At 72.4% G+C, this 14,656-nt stretch carries 16 protein-coding genes; 11 read left to right on the plus strand and 5 right to left on the minus strand.

Features of this window, described 5'->3' with window-relative positions; all coding sequences use genetic code 11:
• The first annotated feature begins 13 nt into the window (after window positions 1-13).
• On the plus strand, window positions 14-403 hold the full coding sequence (locus Q7L73_RS09955; RefSeq protein WP_304689263.1) for a hypothetical protein: 390 nt from the start codon (window positions 14-16) through the stop codon (window positions 401-403).
• A 33-nt stretch (window positions 404-436) separates the two neighbouring features.
• Here the strand turns inward: Q7L73_RS09955 and Q7L73_RS09960 are convergent, their stop codons facing one another.
• Entirely contained in the window at window positions 437-1,231 is a 795-nt protein-coding gene (locus tag Q7L73_RS09960; protein WP_304689261.1) for an SDR family oxidoreductase, read from the minus strand.
• Window positions 1,232-1,316: 85 nt separating this feature from the next.
• Between Q7L73_RS09960 and Q7L73_RS09965 the strand changes: the two genes are divergently transcribed.
• Window positions 1,317-1,550, plus strand: a complete 234-nt coding sequence (locus Q7L73_RS09965; protein ID WP_304689259.1) for a type II toxin-antitoxin system Phd/YefM family antitoxin — start codon at window positions 1,317-1,319, stop codon at window positions 1,548-1,550.
• Window positions 1,547-1,921: a type II toxin-antitoxin system VapC family toxin gene (locus tag Q7L73_RS09970; RefSeq protein ID WP_304689257.1), complete on the plus strand. Its 375-nt coding sequence runs from the start codon at window positions 1,547-1,549 to the stop codon at window positions 1,919-1,921. Before Q7L73_RS09965 ends, Q7L73_RS09970 begins: the two co-directional genes overlap by 4 nt.
• A gap of 16 nt (window positions 1,922-1,937) precedes the next feature.
• Here the strand turns inward: Q7L73_RS09970 and Q7L73_RS09975 are convergent, their stop codons facing one another.
• A complete protein-coding gene (locus Q7L73_RS09975; protein WP_304689256.1) occupies window positions 1,938-3,095 on the minus strand; it encodes an FIST N-terminal domain-containing protein in 1,158 nt (385 codons plus the stop codon).
• Between the two features lie 64 nt (window positions 3,096-3,159).
• On the opposite strand from Q7L73_RS09975, the gene miaA reads away from it, so the two are divergent.
• From miaA to Q7L73_RS10015, 8 genes are all read left to right on the plus strand, one after another.
• A complete protein-coding gene (miaA, locus tag Q7L73_RS09980) occupies window positions 3,160-4,107 on the plus strand; it encodes a tRNA (adenosine(37)-N6)-dimethylallyltransferase MiaA (protein ID WP_304689254.1) in 948 nt (315 codons plus the stop codon).
• Window positions 4,104-4,973, plus strand: coding sequence for a diaminopimelate epimerase (gene dapF, locus Q7L73_RS09985; RefSeq protein ID WP_304689252.1), 870 nt, complete (start codon window positions 4,104-4,106; stop codon window positions 4,971-4,973). Before miaA ends, dapF begins: the two co-directional genes overlap by 4 nt.
• Entirely contained in the window at window positions 4,960-6,123 is a 1,164-nt protein-coding gene (locus Q7L73_RS09990; protein WP_304689249.1) for an LL-diaminopimelate aminotransferase, read from the plus strand. The genes dapF and Q7L73_RS09990 overlap by 14 nt, the downstream gene beginning before the upstream one ends.
• 43 nt (window positions 6,124-6,166) lie before the next feature.
• Window positions 6,167-7,510 (plus strand): GTPase HflX, encoded by a 1,344-nt coding sequence (gene hflX, locus Q7L73_RS09995; RefSeq protein ID WP_304689247.1) that lies wholly within the window; start codon window positions 6,167-6,169, stop codon window positions 7,508-7,510.
• Between the two features lie 92 nt (window positions 7,511-7,602).
• Window positions 7,603-8,022 carry a dUTP diphosphatase gene (gene dut / locus Q7L73_RS10000; protein WP_370552376.1) on the plus strand — a complete coding sequence of 140 codons (420 nt, stop codon included), beginning with the start codon at window positions 7,603-7,605 and terminating at the stop codon, window positions 8,020-8,022.
• 62 nt (window positions 8,023-8,084) lie between these two features.
• Window positions 8,085-8,795, plus strand: a complete 711-nt coding sequence (locus Q7L73_RS10005) for a hypothetical protein (RefSeq protein WP_304689243.1) — start codon at window positions 8,085-8,087, stop codon at window positions 8,793-8,795.
• 87 nt (window positions 8,796-8,882) lie between these two features.
• Window positions 8,883-11,222, plus strand: a complete 2,340-nt coding sequence (locus Q7L73_RS10010) for an esterase-like activity of phytase family protein (protein WP_304689241.1) — start codon at window positions 8,883-8,885, stop codon at window positions 11,220-11,222.
• Window positions 11,223-11,298: 76 nt separating this feature from the next.
• The gene (locus Q7L73_RS10015) at window positions 11,299-12,129 is read left to right on the plus strand and encodes a hypothetical protein (protein WP_304689237.1); all 831 of its coding nucleotides are present in this window, start codon (window positions 11,299-11,301) and stop codon (window positions 12,127-12,129) included.
• Between the two features lie 78 nt (window positions 12,130-12,207).
• Here Q7L73_RS10015 and Q7L73_RS10020 read toward each other — a convergent pair whose 3' ends face one another.
• Genes Q7L73_RS10020 through Q7L73_RS10030 form a run of 3 tightly spaced genes read right to left on the minus strand, consistent with a single transcriptional unit; the run spans window position 12,208 to window position 14,656 of the window.
• Entirely contained in the window at window positions 12,208-13,212 is a 1,005-nt protein-coding gene (locus tag Q7L73_RS10020; protein ID WP_304689235.1) for a glycine betaine ABC transporter substrate-binding protein, read from the minus strand.
• The gene (locus tag Q7L73_RS10025; protein WP_304715537.1) at window positions 13,209-13,928 is read right to left on the minus strand and encodes an ABC transporter permease; all 720 of its coding nucleotides are present in this window, start codon (window positions 13,926-13,928) and stop codon (window positions 13,209-13,211) included. Before Q7L73_RS10025 ends, Q7L73_RS10020 begins: the two co-directional genes overlap by 4 nt.
• Window positions 13,925-14,656 carry an ABC transporter permease gene (locus tag Q7L73_RS10030; protein ID WP_304689229.1) on the minus strand — a complete coding sequence of 244 codons (732 nt, stop codon included), beginning with the start codon at window positions 14,654-14,656 and terminating at the stop codon, window positions 13,925-13,927. Before Q7L73_RS10030 ends, Q7L73_RS10025 begins: the two co-directional genes overlap by 4 nt.

Below are 14,656 nucleotides of genomic sequence, written 5' to 3' on the forward strand. Positions count from 1 at the left end.
CGAGGGTCGCCGGATGAGCACAGGAACGGGAGCAGGTTCGCGCACGAGCGGCTGGGTGCTGTTCGTCGGCGTCTACCTCGGGATCGCCGGGGTCCTCAACGCGCTGTGGGGGATCGCCGCGCTGGCGCAGAAGTCGAACTTCGCCTCCGACAGCCTCATATGGTCGACGATCAGCACCTGGGGCTGGGTCGCGCTGATCGTCGGCGTGATTCAGATCGCGGGTGCGCTGCTCGTCGGCGCGCAGCGGGCGGCGGGGGCGATCACGGCCGGCTTCCTCGCCTTCCTCGGCCTGCTCGTGAACTTCCTCTCGCTCGGCGCCTACCCGATCTGGTCGGTGATCCTGCTCGTGACCAACGCCCTGATCCTTTGGGCGACGACCGTCCACTCGGACGAGTTCGTCTGAGCGCGCCCGCCGCGGCGGCGGGCGACGGCCGGCTCAGCGCTTCGCTCTCTGGCCGTCGGCGAGCGCGCGGGTGACTCTCTCGTTGCCGAGCAGGCGGCTGACGTTCGCCGACAGCTGCGGCGCCAGGCCCGATATCGCCGCGCCGGCGCGCAGGCTGAGCGGCGCGACGTCGACCTCGGCCTTGTTGCCCTCGATTGCCTTCACGACGCCGGCCGCGACCTCCTCGGGCGAGCGCGTGCCGACCCCTCTGGGCAGCTCGACGCCGGCCTCGGCGAACATGCCCGCGTCGCGCACGAAGCCGGGGAAGACGGTCGAGACGCCGACGCCCTGGTCGCGCAGGTCCGCGCGCAGCGCGAGCGCGAAGCCGCGCAGCCCGAACTTGGTGGCGGAGTAGAGCGACCCGCCCGGCTGCGCCGACTTGCCCGACAGCGAGGAGATGAAGACGAGCTGCCCGCGCCCGCGCGGCGCCATCTGCGCGGCGAGCAGCTTCGCGAGCGCGATCGGCGCGCGCAGATTGACGTCGAGCGCCCGGTCGATCTCCGCCTGCGTGTAGTCGTCGAGCGTCCCGCTCGCCGGCAGCGCGGCGTTCGCGACCAGCACGTCGACGTCACCCGCCTCCGCGACCAGCCGCGCCGGCGCGTCGCGGTCGGCGAGGTCGACCGACAGCGCCCGCCCGCCCAGCTCCTGCGCCAGCGGCTCCAGCACCTCGGCCCGGCGCCCGGTCAGGATCAGCCGCCCGCCGCGCGCCGCCAGCGCCCGCGCGATCGCCTGCCCGATCCCACCGCTCGCGCCGGTGAGCAGAATTGTGGAGCCCTGGATCTGCGTCATGGCCGGAAGCCTGCCACAGACGGCGCTGTGAAACCGCAATTGCTATCTAGCTAAGCCGGCTAGCTAGGCGCGCTACACTGTTGGAATGGCGCAGATCGGGATGCATGAGGCGAAGACGACGCTGTCGAAGCTGGTCGAGCGCGCGCAGGCCGGGGAGGAGATCGTCATCTCCCGCAACGGCACGCCGGTCGCGAGACTGGTGCCGGTGGAGGCGCGCAACGGCTTCGCGGAACTGCGCGGCCGCTGGCGTGGTGAGGTCGAGATCGCCGACGACTTCGACCAGCTGCCGTCCGACATCGCCGACGCGTTCGGCGCGTGAAGCTGCTGCTCGACACGCACGCGGCGCTGTGGTGGTTGGACGGCGGTGAGCGGGTCGGCCCGCGGGCGTCGGACGCGCTCGTCGACTCCACCAACGAGGTGCTGCTGAGCGCGGCTGTCGTCTGGGAGGTCGCGATCAAGCGGTCGCTCGGCAAGCTGCGCGCGCCGGCTGGCTTCGCGGCCGAGATCCAGAGCGCCGGTGCGCTGCCGCTTCCTGTCACCGTCGCACACGCTGAGGCGGTCGAGCAGCTGCCGTGGCACCATCGCGACCCGTTCGACCGCCTGCTGATCGCCCAAGCGCTCGCCGAGGGCGCCACGCTCGTCAGTCGCGACGAGCAGTTCGCCGCCTACGGCGTGCCGCTCGTCTGGTGACTCGTCGCCGGCGGCGCTAGCCGAACAGCGCCACCGTCGCCGTGAACGAGTGCATGAAGCTCGCGGCGCCGACGGGGCCGATCTCGCCGGCGGCGAAGAAGCCGGCGGAGGGGGCGCCGGCGAGTTCGGCGGCGAGCGCGCCGGCGTCGTGGTCGGCGACGCCGAACATGTCGCGGCCGCGGGAGTGGCAGGCGAAGGCGAGCGCGCCGGCGGGGGCGCCGCCGAGCGCCTCGACCCGCAGCCGGATCTGGTCGTGCAGGTCGCGGCCGGCGGCGGCGGGGTCGCGGGCGTGGAGGCGCAGGACGGCGCCGGGCTCGACGCGGGCGGCGATCGCGATCGTGCCGGCGACCGGGTCGGCGCCGAGCAGGCCGCGCACGAGGAAGTCGCCCTGCTCGTAGTCGACCTGGCCGCCGTCGACGACGACGCCGATCAGCAGGCCGCCGGCGACGAGCGTCCGCTCGCGCGCGTCGAGCTGCTCGATCGTCTCGCGTATGTGGTCGAGCGCCGGGCGCCCGGCCAGCTCGGTTATGACGTTGCCCTCGGCCGCCGTCACCGTCATCTCCGGCCCGACCGGAGTCGCGCCCTGGGAGACGCACGGCAGCAGCTCGATCCCGTCGAAGCGGACCCCGACCGTGCCGGACTCGACAACGCGGTCGCCGTGGAAGAGGGCGGCCGAGCCCTCGGCCGTGCGGGCGCTCGCGAGCCCGCCGACGATCGGCACGCCCGCCGCGCGCTCGGCGAGGTCGGTCAGCAGCGCGTCGGTCGGGAAGCTGTAGGGGTCGGGCAGCAGGATCGCGCCGCGTGCGCCTGCCAGATCCTCCATGCCGGTGATCGCGATCGTCTCCTCGATCTGCTGCGCGGTCGCGTGGAAGGTCGTCGCGCTGCCGCCGCCGAGCGCCGCCGCCCACACCGTCACGGCCGTGCCGCCCTCGTGCTCGGCGCCGCCGCCGAGCACGCCGCCGGCCCCGCAGCCGATCAGCGCCGGCGGTCGCAGCGCCTCGTGGACGCCCTCCAGCGTCGCCTCCGGCGCCGCCAGGTGCGCGCCCGCGGCGAAGACGATCGCGAGGTCTGCCTTCGCGCCCGCGAGCGCCCGCCCGGCCGCGTGCGCGGCCTCGATCGCACCGATGCGAGCATCGCCGTGCGTCGAGATTCCAGTTCCGATCCGTACCCCCATCACACCACCATACTGCTGGCTGGGATGCCGCTCGACGGTTCTCGCCGCCATACTGACCGCACCGATGCCGCCGACCGTGATCGCCATCTTCGGGCCGACCGGAATCGGCAAGACGGCGGTCGCGCTGGCGCTCGCGCGGCGGCTGCGCGCGGCCGGCGAGGAGCCGCTCGCGATCTCCGCCGACGCGCTCCAGGTCTACGCAGGGCTGGAGCGGCTGACCGGCGCCGCCGACGCGACCGAGCAGGCCGAGCTGGAGCACCGGCTCGTCTCCTTCCTGCCGGTCTCCGAGACCTTCAGCGCCGGCGCCTACGCGGACAAGGCGCACCACGAGATCGACGCCGCGCTCGCCGCCGGCCGCACGCCGATCGTCGTCGGCGGCACCGGCCTCTACCTGCGCGCGGCGCTGACGCAGCTCGACCTCAAGCCGCCGCCGGCGCCCGGCGCGCGCGAGCGCTGGACGGCCGAGCTGGAGCGCGTCGGCGCGCCCGCGCTGCACGCGCGCCTGGCCGAGCGGGCGGCGTGGGCGGCGGCGCCGATCGAGCCGAGCGACCGCCAGCGGATCGTGCGCGCGCACGAGCTGCTCGACGCGGGCGCGCTCCGGCCGCCTGCCGCAGACAACCAGCTGTGGACCGACACGATGCGCCGGCCGACCGTGCTCGCCGGCCTGACGCTCGAACGCGCCGAGCTGTACGCGCGGATCGACGCGCGCGTGGAGGCGATGGTCGCGGCGGGGGCGAGGGAGGAGGTCGAGCGCGCGGTCGCCGCGGGCGCGTCGGCGACCGCCCGCAGAGCGCTCGGCTTCGACGAGCTGCTGGCCGGCGACGTCGAGCAGATGAAGACCCGCACCCGCCAGTACGCCAAGCGCCAGCTGACCTGGATGCGCAAGCTCGCGGGTGTCGAGACGATCGACGTGACCGGCCGCGACGCGGACGAGGTCGCGGCCATCATCGATACCCTTCGCCGCCGGCAACCGCCCGTCCCAGACCCGTCCCAGACACCGGAGGCAGCGTGAAGTTCGAGAAGTGGCAGGCGCTCGGCAACGACTACGCCATCATCGAGGCCGACGCGCTCCCGTTCGAGCTGACGCCGGCCCGCATCCGCGCCTTCTGCGCCGGCCATTTCGGCGTCTTCGCCGACGGCATCCTGCTGCTGTCCAGAAGCGCCCAGCCGGGCTTCGCCGCCGACCTGAAGATCTTCAACCCGGACGGCTCCGAGGCCGAGCTGTCGGGCAACGGCGCGCGCGAGGCGATCATGTACCTGCGCCAGCGCGGCTGGGTCGACGCGGACGAGTTCTCGATCATGACCGCGGCCGGCGAGATCCGCCCGAGCATCACCGGCCCGACCACCTGCAAGGTCGACATGGGCCGCGCCAAGCTCGTCTCCAAGGACTTCCCCTCCGGCCCCGACGACGGCGCCGCGGAGCTGATCGCCGACGGCACGACGTGGCGCTTCCAGCACGTCTCGATCGGCAACCCTCAGTGCTCGATCAAGGTCGACTCGCTCCAGGCGCTGGAGGCGCTCGACCTGCCGGCGATCGGCGGCGCGCTGGAGCACCACGAGCTGTTCCCCAACCGCACGAACGTCTCCTGGTACGCCGAGCTGGCGCCCGACCGGATCCGCGCTCGCATCTTCGAGCGCGGCGTCGGCGAGACGCTCTCGTCCGGCACCGGCGCGACCGGCGCCGCGGTCGCGCACGTGCTGCGCGGCGGCGGGGGCGACGATCCCGACCTCTCGACCGTCACCGTCGTGCTCGACGGCGGTGAGCTGGAGGTCGAGGTCGCCGAGGACCTGCACGTGAACCTGACCGGCTGGGCCGTCCCTGTCTTCAGAGGCGAGCTCTCCGAGAACTTCGTCAAGGAGCTCCATGAGACCGAGTAAGCGACTCGACCTGATCCCGCCGTACCTCTTCGCCCAGCTGGAGAAGAAGATCGCCGACAAGAAGGCGGCCGGGATCGACGTCATCTCGCTCGGCATCGGCGACCCCGACACGCCGACCTACGCGCCGATCGTCGCGGCGATGCAGAGAGCGGTCGCGGACCCGGGCACGCACCAGTACCCGTCCAACCGCGGTCGTCAGGACTTCCGCGCCGCGGTCGCCGCCTTCTACCAGCGCCGCTTCGGCGTCACGCTCGACGCCGACAGCGAGGTGATGCCGGCGATCGGCGCGAAGGAGTGCATCTTCAACCTCTCGCTCGCGTTCCTCGATCCCGAGGACATCGCGCTCGCGTCGGACCCCGGCTACCCGGTCTACACCGGCGGCCCGCTGCTGGCCGGCGCCGGCGCGGTGCTGATGCCGCTGAAGCCGGAGCTGGGATTCGCGCCCGACCTCGACGCGATCTCCGACGCCGACGCGGAGCGCGCGAAGCTGCTGTTCATCAACTACCCGAACAACCCGACCGGCGCGATCGTGCCGGACGGCTTCTTCGAGCAGGTGGTGGCGTTCGCGAAGCGGCACGACATCCTCGTCGTGCACGACAACGCCTACAGCGAGACGACGTACGACGGCTACGTGGCGCCGTCGTTCCTCGCGACGCCTGGCGCCAAGGAGGTCGGCGTCGAGGTCTTCTCGCTCTCCAAGGGCTACAACATGACCGGCTGGCGCGCGGCCGCGATCGTCGGCAACGCCGACGCGATCGCCGCGTACTGGAAGCTCAAGAGCAACGTCGACTCGGGCCTGTTCGAGGCTGTCCAGCTGGCCGCCGTCGAGGCGCTCTCGACGGAGGTCGACAAGGACGTCGCGGCGATGAACGCCGTCTACACGCGCCGCCGCGACCTCGTCGTCGAGGCGCTGAGACAGGCCGGCGTCGAGGTGACCGCGCCGAAGGGCACGATCTACGTGTGGGCGCCGATCCCGGCCGGCTACGAGAACTCGGCCGCCTACTGCGAGCACGTGCTCGAGCAGGCCGCGGTCGTGATCTCGCCCGGCGGCGCCTACGGCGCCAGCGGCGAGGGCTTCTTCCGCATCTCGCTGACGACGCCCGACGAGCGCCTCGTCGAGGCCGTCGAGCGGATCAAGCAGCTGGGTTAACGCCCCGCGCGGGTCGTCGTCGCGCCACTAGACTGGGTGGCAGATGACGACGACCCGCAGCCGCAACGGCCGAACCGGAGAGAACAGAAGCGGTCACGAGACCGCCGCCGCCGGGCGCGCGAAGCAGCGTGCGCTGATGATCGGAGCGCTGGAGCAGGGCGACGACCTCTCCGAGCTGCAGGAGCTGCTGCGGACCGCGGGCGTCGCGGTCGTCGGGCAGCTCGTCCAGCACCGCGAGAGACCGCACCCGAACACCTACCTCGGGCCCGGCAAGATCGACGAGCTGAGAGCGCTGCTGAAGAGCGGCGACGCGAACGTCGTCGCCTGCGACGACGAGCTGTCGCCGCGGCAGGAGCGCAACCTCGAGAGACTGCTGGACGTGCCGGTCGTCGACCGCACGACGGTGATCCTCGACATCTTCGCCGGCCACGCCCACTCGGCCGAGGGCAAGCTGCAGGTCGAGCTGGCGCAGCTGCAGTACAACCTCGCCCGCATGCGCGGGCTGTGGACCCACCTCGAACGACTCGGCGCCGGCGCCGGCGCGCCCGGCGGCGGCCCCGGCATCGGCACCCGCGGACCGGGCGAGTCGCAGATCGAGACCGACCGCCGCCTCGCGCGCGATCGCATCACCGCGCTGCGGCGCAGACTCGAACGCGTCAAGGGCTCGCGCGAGACGATGCGCGCCGAGCGCTCGCGCGCGCAGCTGCCGACGGTCGCGCTCGTCGGCTACACGAACGCGGGCAAGTCGACGCTGCTGAACAGACTGACCGGCGCCGAGGTCGGCGTCCGCAACCGGCTCTTCCACACGCTCGACCCGACGACCCGCTCCTACAGACTCGGCGGTCGCGACTACCTGCTGACCGACACCGTCGGCTTCATCCGCAAGCTGCCCCACCAGCTCGTCGACGCCTTCGGCGCGACGTTGGAGGAGACGCGGATGGCGGACCTGCTGCTGCACGTCGTCGACGCCTCCGCGCCCGAGGACGAGCTGAACGAGATGATGAGAGCGGTCGACTCGGTGCTGGGCGAGATCGGCGCCGGCGAGCAGCCGCGGATGCTGATCCTCAACAAGGCCGACGCGCTCGAAGACGACCAGCGCGTCGACGTCGGCCTGCGCCACCCCGAGGGCCTGCTCGTGTCGGCGCTGACGGGCGAGGGGCTGGAGGACCTCGGCGAGCGGATCGAGCACGAGTTCGAGCGCCGCCTGCGCGACGTCGAGCTGCTGCTGCCCTACAGCGAGGGCGGCAGACTGGCCGAGCTGCACAGAATCGCCGGCGACCTCGTGCGCGAGGACACGCCGGAGGGCGTCCGCGTCACCGCGCGCGTCCCGGCGACGGTCGCGGCCAGATTCCAGCGCTACGTCGTCAACGGGAACCACGCCTCGTGAGCGCGGAACGACTCGCCCCGGGGGCTCGCGTTCCGGGCGAGAACTCGCCGGAGGCTCCTTCTCGCGGCGAGCTGTCGCAGGAGCCGCTGCGCGTGAAGCGCCTCCATCCGGAGGCGCGCGTGCCGGTGCGCGCCCACGACGGCGACGCCGGCCTCGACCTCCACGCCGTCGAGGCGCTGACGCTCGCGCCCGGGGCCCGCGCGATGGTGCCGACCGGCATCGCCGTCGCGATCCCGCACGGCCAGGCCGGCCTCGTGCTGCCGCGCTCCGGCCTGGCAGCCAAGAGAGGGATCGCGCTCGTCAACGCCCCCGGCCTGATCGACGCCGGCTACCGCGGCGAGCTGCGCGTGCTGCTGCTCAACACCGACCGCGACGAGCCGTGCGAGATCGCCGCCGGCGACCGCATCGCCCAGCTCGTGCTGATCCGCGTCGAGCTGCCCGCGACCATCGAGGTCGCCGAGCTGGACGACAGCGAGCGCGGCAGCGGCGGCTTCGGCTCCAGCGGCAACTAGCCATTTTCCAGTCTTTCGACTAACGTCCTCCGCGGGGATCGTCCGCGATCGAGGAGGAGACGATGAGACCAGGATTCAGGCGGCTGCTCGCGCTTGCCGCGTTGACGGCTGCGCTGCCGGCGATGGCCGCGACTGCCGCTGGGGCGGCGCCCGCGGGCGCCGGCTCGTGGAAGCTCCAGCCGCTGCGCGTGCCCGATCCCGACGGCGGGCCGCCGTGGGGTGTCGCGACCGCGCGCGGGACGGCGTCGCCCGGCGCGGTGCGGCCGATCGCCTGCTATGTCGCCGGCCGCGTCGTCGACGGGCGGCTGGGCACGCTCGACGCGGCCGGGGCCTTCCAGCCGTACGCCGCGGGCGCCGGCCCGTGGGGCTGCGGCAGCGCCGGCATACACGCCGATCGGTATCCGATGACGAACAACGGGCTGCGCTACGCGCAGGAGCCCGGCACGCCGTGCGCCCCCGGCAGCGAGCTGCCGCTGTGCGGCCTGTCGAACCTCCGCACGGTTCGCTTCGGGGTGCTGGGGCCGCACATCCGCAGCGCGGTCATCGTGCTCTTCCGCAGCGGGCAGCCGCCCACGCGCACCCGCGTCCCGGTCACACGTGACGGCGTCTACCTGCTCGTCGGCAGAGGCTGGGACGGGCCGCTGGCGGAGGCGACGATCTTCGCCTCGTTCAGCACCTGCGGCGCGAGTGCTCGCCGGGATCTGGAGCACGCACGCATCGCCGGCGGCAGCGGCTGCAGAGATCTGATCCAGCTGCCGGGGAACACGGCCTGACGCAGTTCGGCGCATTCACACCAGGGCCACGGGATCTTCACCGGCCGATCACGAAACGGTGAAATCTCTGGACGTAGCGTCGCGGTCATGAAGATCACGACGACCCTGGCCGCCGCCGTCGGTGCGGCCCTCGCGCTCGCGGCGCCGGCATCCGGCGCCGCGCTGAGCGATCCGACGGAGGCCGGGCGCTATGAGCTGGCGCGCGACCTCGTGCTGCCGACGCCGACGCTGACCGACGCGAGCCCGATCATCAGCGTCGGCGACGCCGCCGGCCGCAGAGGGATCCGCGAGGGCGGCCTGTCCGCGCTGCAGGTGGTGCCGGGGAGCGGCAACCGTCGCTTCATCTCGATCTCCGATCGCGGCCCCAACGGCGCGGTCGACGGCGCCGTCGGCGGCAGAAGCTACCCGTCGCCCGGCTTCTCGCCGATCATCTACGAGCTGGAGGCCGACGACTCCGGCCGTCTTGACGTGCTCTCGCGCAAGCAGGTCTACGTGCCGGCCGGCGACCCGATCCGCCAGCAGGACCAGTTCAGAGGCGACTCGCAGCTGATCTCCGGCATCCGCAACGTCGTCACGACAGGCGTGGACGACCGTACGTACCTGATGGCGAGCGACACCACGCTGTCGGAGTTCACGCCGACCGACCCATACGGCCTCGACTCCGAGGGGATCCAGCGCGACCCGCGCGACGGCTCCTACTGGATCTCCGACGAGTACCGCCCGTCGATCCTGCACGTCGCCCGTGACGGCCAGCTGCTGGCGCGGATCGTGCCCGACGGCGCCGGCGACCTCGACACCGACCCGACCGCCGCGACAGTCCCGCTGTCGAGCTTCTACGGCGGCATCGGCCAGCCGCTGCTGCAGCAGATCCTGCCGCGCGAATACAACGCCCGCCGCATGAATCGCGGCCTCGAGGGCCTGGCGCTCTCGCCTGACGGCACGAAGCTGTACGCGATGATGCAGAACTCGCTCGACACCGGCAGAGCGTCGCTCGCCGCGCTCGGCTACGGCACCGCCTGCGGCCCGGCCGGTGACGCCGGCAGCGACACGCCGGCCAGCAGCAACTGGTGGCGCGACCTGCGCATCGTCGAGCTGGACGTCGCCGACGGCGGCGTTCCGAGAGTGACCGGCGAGTGGGTCTACCGGCTCGACTCGCTCTCCACGACGAGAGTCGCGACGCAGGCCTTCCTGCGCGTCAGCGACATCGCCTGGACCGGCTCGCGCAGACTGATCGTCGACGAGCACGACGACGTCAACACGGCCAAGAACGGCCGCAAGCTGTTCGAGGTCGACCTCAACCAGGCGACCAATCTGATGGCCGCCGGCTCGTACGACACGTACGCCGAGCGCCAGGCGCCGGTCACCGTCGGCAGCCGCACGCAGCCGCTCGGCTGCTTCCTCGACAACGGCTCGGCCGACGAGCTGTCGCAGCTGGCGACGCCGGTCACGCCGACGCCGAAGTCGGTCTACCTCAGCCTCGGCTTCCAGAGAGACGGCGGCGTCGAGTTCCTGCAGGGCAAGATCGAGGGGATCGCGCCGCTGCAGGGGATCGACGGCATCGCGATCGTCAACGACAACGACTTCGGCTTCGACCAGAACGCGACGACGAACATCTTCTCCGCCGCCGCCGATCCCGCCTCGCAGCTGCGCGTCTACACCAGCCGCCCGCAGGTCAGCGGCGGCGGCCCGGCGGTCAGCGGCAGCGCCAAGGCCGGCCGCACGCTCACCTGCGCGCCCGGCGACTTCAGCGGCAGCGGCACGCTCTCGACCGCGATCGCCTGGCTGCGCAACGGCAGCGAGATCGCTGGGGCGGAGGGGACGCGGCTGACGCTGTCGGCGGAGGACGTCGGCGCGACGATCGCCTGCCGCGTCACCGCGACGCGTCGCTACGGCGCCGTCAGAGCGGTCTCGGCGCCGGCCGACTCGGCCGCGACCGCGGCCGTCGCCGACTTCGACAGAGGCGCTGACGGCCAGAGAGGCGACACGGGCGCGCAGGGCCCCAGAGGCGACAACGGCGCGCAGGGCCCGAGAGGCGACACGGGCAGCGCCGGCAGAGACGGCGCGAACGGCGCGAAGGGCGACAGCGGCGCCGCCGGGCCGAAGGGCGACGGCGGCCCCGCCGGACCCGAGGGCGACAGCGGCCCGGCCGGCCCGCAGGGCGAGCGCGGCCCCGCCGGCCCGACGCCGAGGGTCTCCTGCACGCTCGTCAAGCGCAAGCGCGTGATCGCCGGCGTGCGCTGCAAGGTGAGCGCGAGCAGGGCGGCGACGATCGTCGCGCGCAGAGGCGGCCGCACGCTCGCCCGCGCGACGGCGCACCGCGGCAGCGCCGCCCTGCGCCTGCCGGCGACGGCGCGGCGCGTCACGTTCGCGGCGCTCGACCGCCACGGCAAGACGCTCGCGCGCGTGACCGTGAAGGTCCGCCGCTAGCACGCTCCCAGGCGCCGCTCGCCCGCTGCGAGCGGCGCCCCGAAGGGCCAGCAGTCGGAAATGCCATCATCTGCGGATGGCGCTTCCGATCGCTGGACCTGACGCGCAGCCGCTCCTCAGCTCGCGGCCGCTGCGCGGCCTGACCGCCGCCGCGATCCTCATCGGCGGGCTGCTGCTGACGCTGCTCGCGATCGTCGTGTCGCTGTTCGAGGGTGCGTCGCTGTTCCTCTACGGAAGCATCCTCGTCGGCTACGGCGTCTGCGCCGCAGCCGCGGTCACCGACCGCGGCTGGCGGTCGGACCGCTACGGCATGGTCGAGCGGTTCGGCGTGGTCGTCCTTGCGCTCGCCTGCCTCGGGCTCGCCGGCGACGCCGTCGTGAGCGGAGTCGCGCTGCTGCTGGAGCTGGACACGCTCGGGACGGCGCCGGCCGACCTCTTCTGGTCGCTCGCCCTGCTCGCGTTCGCGCTCCTGGCGCTGGTGCTGCTGGCGGCCGTGCTGCCGCTCGGCAGCGGCCGCGCGCGCGTGCTGATCGGGCGCGGCGTGGGGGCGACGGCGCTGCTGGCGCTGCTCGTCGCCGCTGCCGGCGCGCTCGCCGCCACCGCTCCGGCCGACGTCGGCTGCGGCCGCTTCGACTTCCAGCCGGCGCGCTGGCAGGCGGCGCTGAGAGCGCCTTCCGGCGACGCCAGCCGGATGGCGGCGGCGATCGACCGCTGCGGGGTCGTCGCGCCCGGCACCACCCGTGCCGAGGCGCTGGCGCTGCTCGGCAGACCAGGATTCGCCTCCGGCGGCGCATGGCAGTGGTCGGTCGGCGACCTCTCCGACGACTACGGCAGCCAGCTGACGGTCCAGCTCGACGACGACCGCAGCCACGTCACCCGCGTCAGCTACTCCGGCGCGGTCGACTGACGCGCGGTCTGCTGCAGAACGCAGAACGCCCGGACGATCGCTCGTCCGGGCGTTCGCACGTTCAGCGGCTGAAGCGGCCTACAGCAGGCCGTTGGCCTCGAGGTAGGTCTTGGCGACCTCCGCGGGCGACTGCTTGTCGAGGTCGACGGCCCCGTTCATTCTCTGCATCGCCTCCGTCGTCAGCTTCTGGCTGACGGCGTCGATCGTCTCGGCGAACGCCGGACCCTCGGCCTCCAGCACTCTCGACGACACCACGGGGGTGACGTTCTGGAAGCCGAATATGTTCTTCGGGTCGGTCAGGACGACGTATCTGCCGCCCTCCAGCTTGCCGTCCGTCGTGAACACCTGGGCGACGTCGATCTTGCCGTTGTCGATCGCGTCGTACTGCAGGCCGATCGTCAGCGGCGAGAACTTCAGGTCTCTGACGCCGTACGCTCTCGCGAGCCCCGGCAGACCCGTGGCGCGTCTGCGGAACTCGGGCGCCGCGCCGAGCCGGAAGCCCGGCACCTTCGTCAGGTCGGCGACGCTTCTGACGCCGTTTCTCTCCGAGTACTCGGGCGTGACGGCGAGCGCGTCGACGTCGGTGAAGGGCGTCAGCGGCAGCAGCGTGAAGCCGTTTCTCTCCGCGTACGCCTTGCCGGCGTCGTAGGCCGCCTGCACGTCCGGGTACGTTCTCGTGTCACCGGCGACGACGTTGTCGAAGATGCCGATGTACTCCGGGTAGAGGTCGATCTGGCCGCTTCTGAGCGCTCTGTCGGCGATCTCGGTCGAGCCGATGTTCTCCTTCAGGTTCACTCTGAAGCCTCTCGCCTCCAGCGCCTGCTTGTACAGCTGACCGAGCACGAACTGCTCGGTGAAGTTCTTCGTCCCGAGCGTGACCGCCGGCTTGCCCTCGCCGGGCAGCGCGCCGTCGGCGCTCGTCTCGGTGCCACCGGTCGTGCTCGCGGACGTGTCCGCGCTGGAGCTGCTCGACGACGAGTCGTCATCGCCGCAGGCGGCCAGCCCGAAGGCGAGCACGAGGGCGACCATCGCCATCAACAGCGTGCGCAACGTTCCCTGCTTCACGTCGGTGTGTCCTTTCATGAGTTGGCGTACCTCACCAGCACACGTCTCCCTTCCCCTGGAGGCGGGACGGCCTCCTCTCCGTCCCGTCTCCCCGCCCGCAGCCCGCGCGGCGTGACCGCGCGTTGCAGAAGGGCGAACGACAGCTCGGCGACCAGTGCCAGCACAGCGACGCAGATCGCGGCCCCGAGCACGCCCGGGAGCCGGTAGGTCGCCTGGTCGACGATCACGTTGCCGAGGCTCGAGGCCCCGGCAAGTGGAGCGAGCGTCGCCGTCGCGATGACGTACACGACGGCAGTGCGGACGCCCGCGAAGATCAATGGCAGGGCGAGCGGCAGCTCGACCCGCAGCAGCACCTCGGTCGGCGTCATCCCCATGCCCTGCGCGGCCTCGACCGCGTCGGGGTCGACGCCGTCGACCGCCACGTAGGCGTTCGTCAGCATCGGCGGTATCGCCAGCACGACCAGCGCCACCATCACGTTCACGAAGCCGATCCCCAGCAGCGCGACACCGAAGGCGATCAGCGCCAGGCTCGGCAGCGCGCGGCCGATGTTGGAGATGTTGATCGCGACGAACGAGCCGCGGTGCAGATGGCCGAGCCAGACGCCGAGCGGCAGCGCGACGACGAGCGCGATCGCCATCGCCGCGCCGGTCAGCGCGAGGTGGTCGAGCGTCAGGTGCCACAGCAGCGAGACGTTGTCGCCGATGAACCTGAACGCGTCGGTGAAGTCGTTCATCGTCGTGCCACCCGCGCCCATGGGCTGATCGCCCGCTGCAGCAGCACCAGCAGCGCGTCCGAGAACAGCGCCAGCAGCACGCAGAGGCCGCCGGCCGCGATCAGCTCGGTGCTGAAGGTCTGCTGCAGGCCGTTGTAGATCGGCGCGCCGAGTCCCTCGTTGACGACGAAGACGGCGATCGTCGCGAGGCTGATGACGGTCACGACGGCGATCCGCAGGCCGGCGAAGATCGCCGGCAGCGCGAGCGGCAGCTCGACCTTCCACAGCAGCTGCCGCGCGGTCATCCCCATCCCGATGGCGGCGTCTCTGACCTCCGCCGGCACGGCTGCGAGGCCCGCGAGCATGTTGCGGAAGAGGATCAGCAGCGTGTAGGAGACGAGCGCGATCTCGGCCGTCGTGCGCGTCAGCCCGGTGAAGGGGACCAGCAGCTGGAACAGCGCCAGCGACGGGATCGTGTAGAGGAAGCCGGTGACGACCACGACCGGCGTCGTCAGCCAGCCGCGGCGGTGGGCCGTGAGCGCGAGCGAGAAGGCGATGGCGCTGCCGATCCCGATCGCGATCAGCGTCAGCGCGATGTGCTGCAGCAGCGCCGGCTGGAGCGTGTCGGACCAGTTGTCCTTGACCCAGCCCCAGCAGAAGAGGGCGTCGGGGTCGCGCACGCACGAGGAGCCTCTGCCGAACTCCGGGATCACCGGGTCGGACTGGGCGAGGGGGAGGGCGAAGGCCAT

It is taken from the genome of Conexibacter sp. CPCC 205762 (assembly GCF_030646155.1).
In the GTDB taxonomy this organism is placed as follows: Bacteria; Actinomycetota; Thermoleophilia; order Solirubrobacterales; family Solirubrobacteraceae; genus Conexibacter.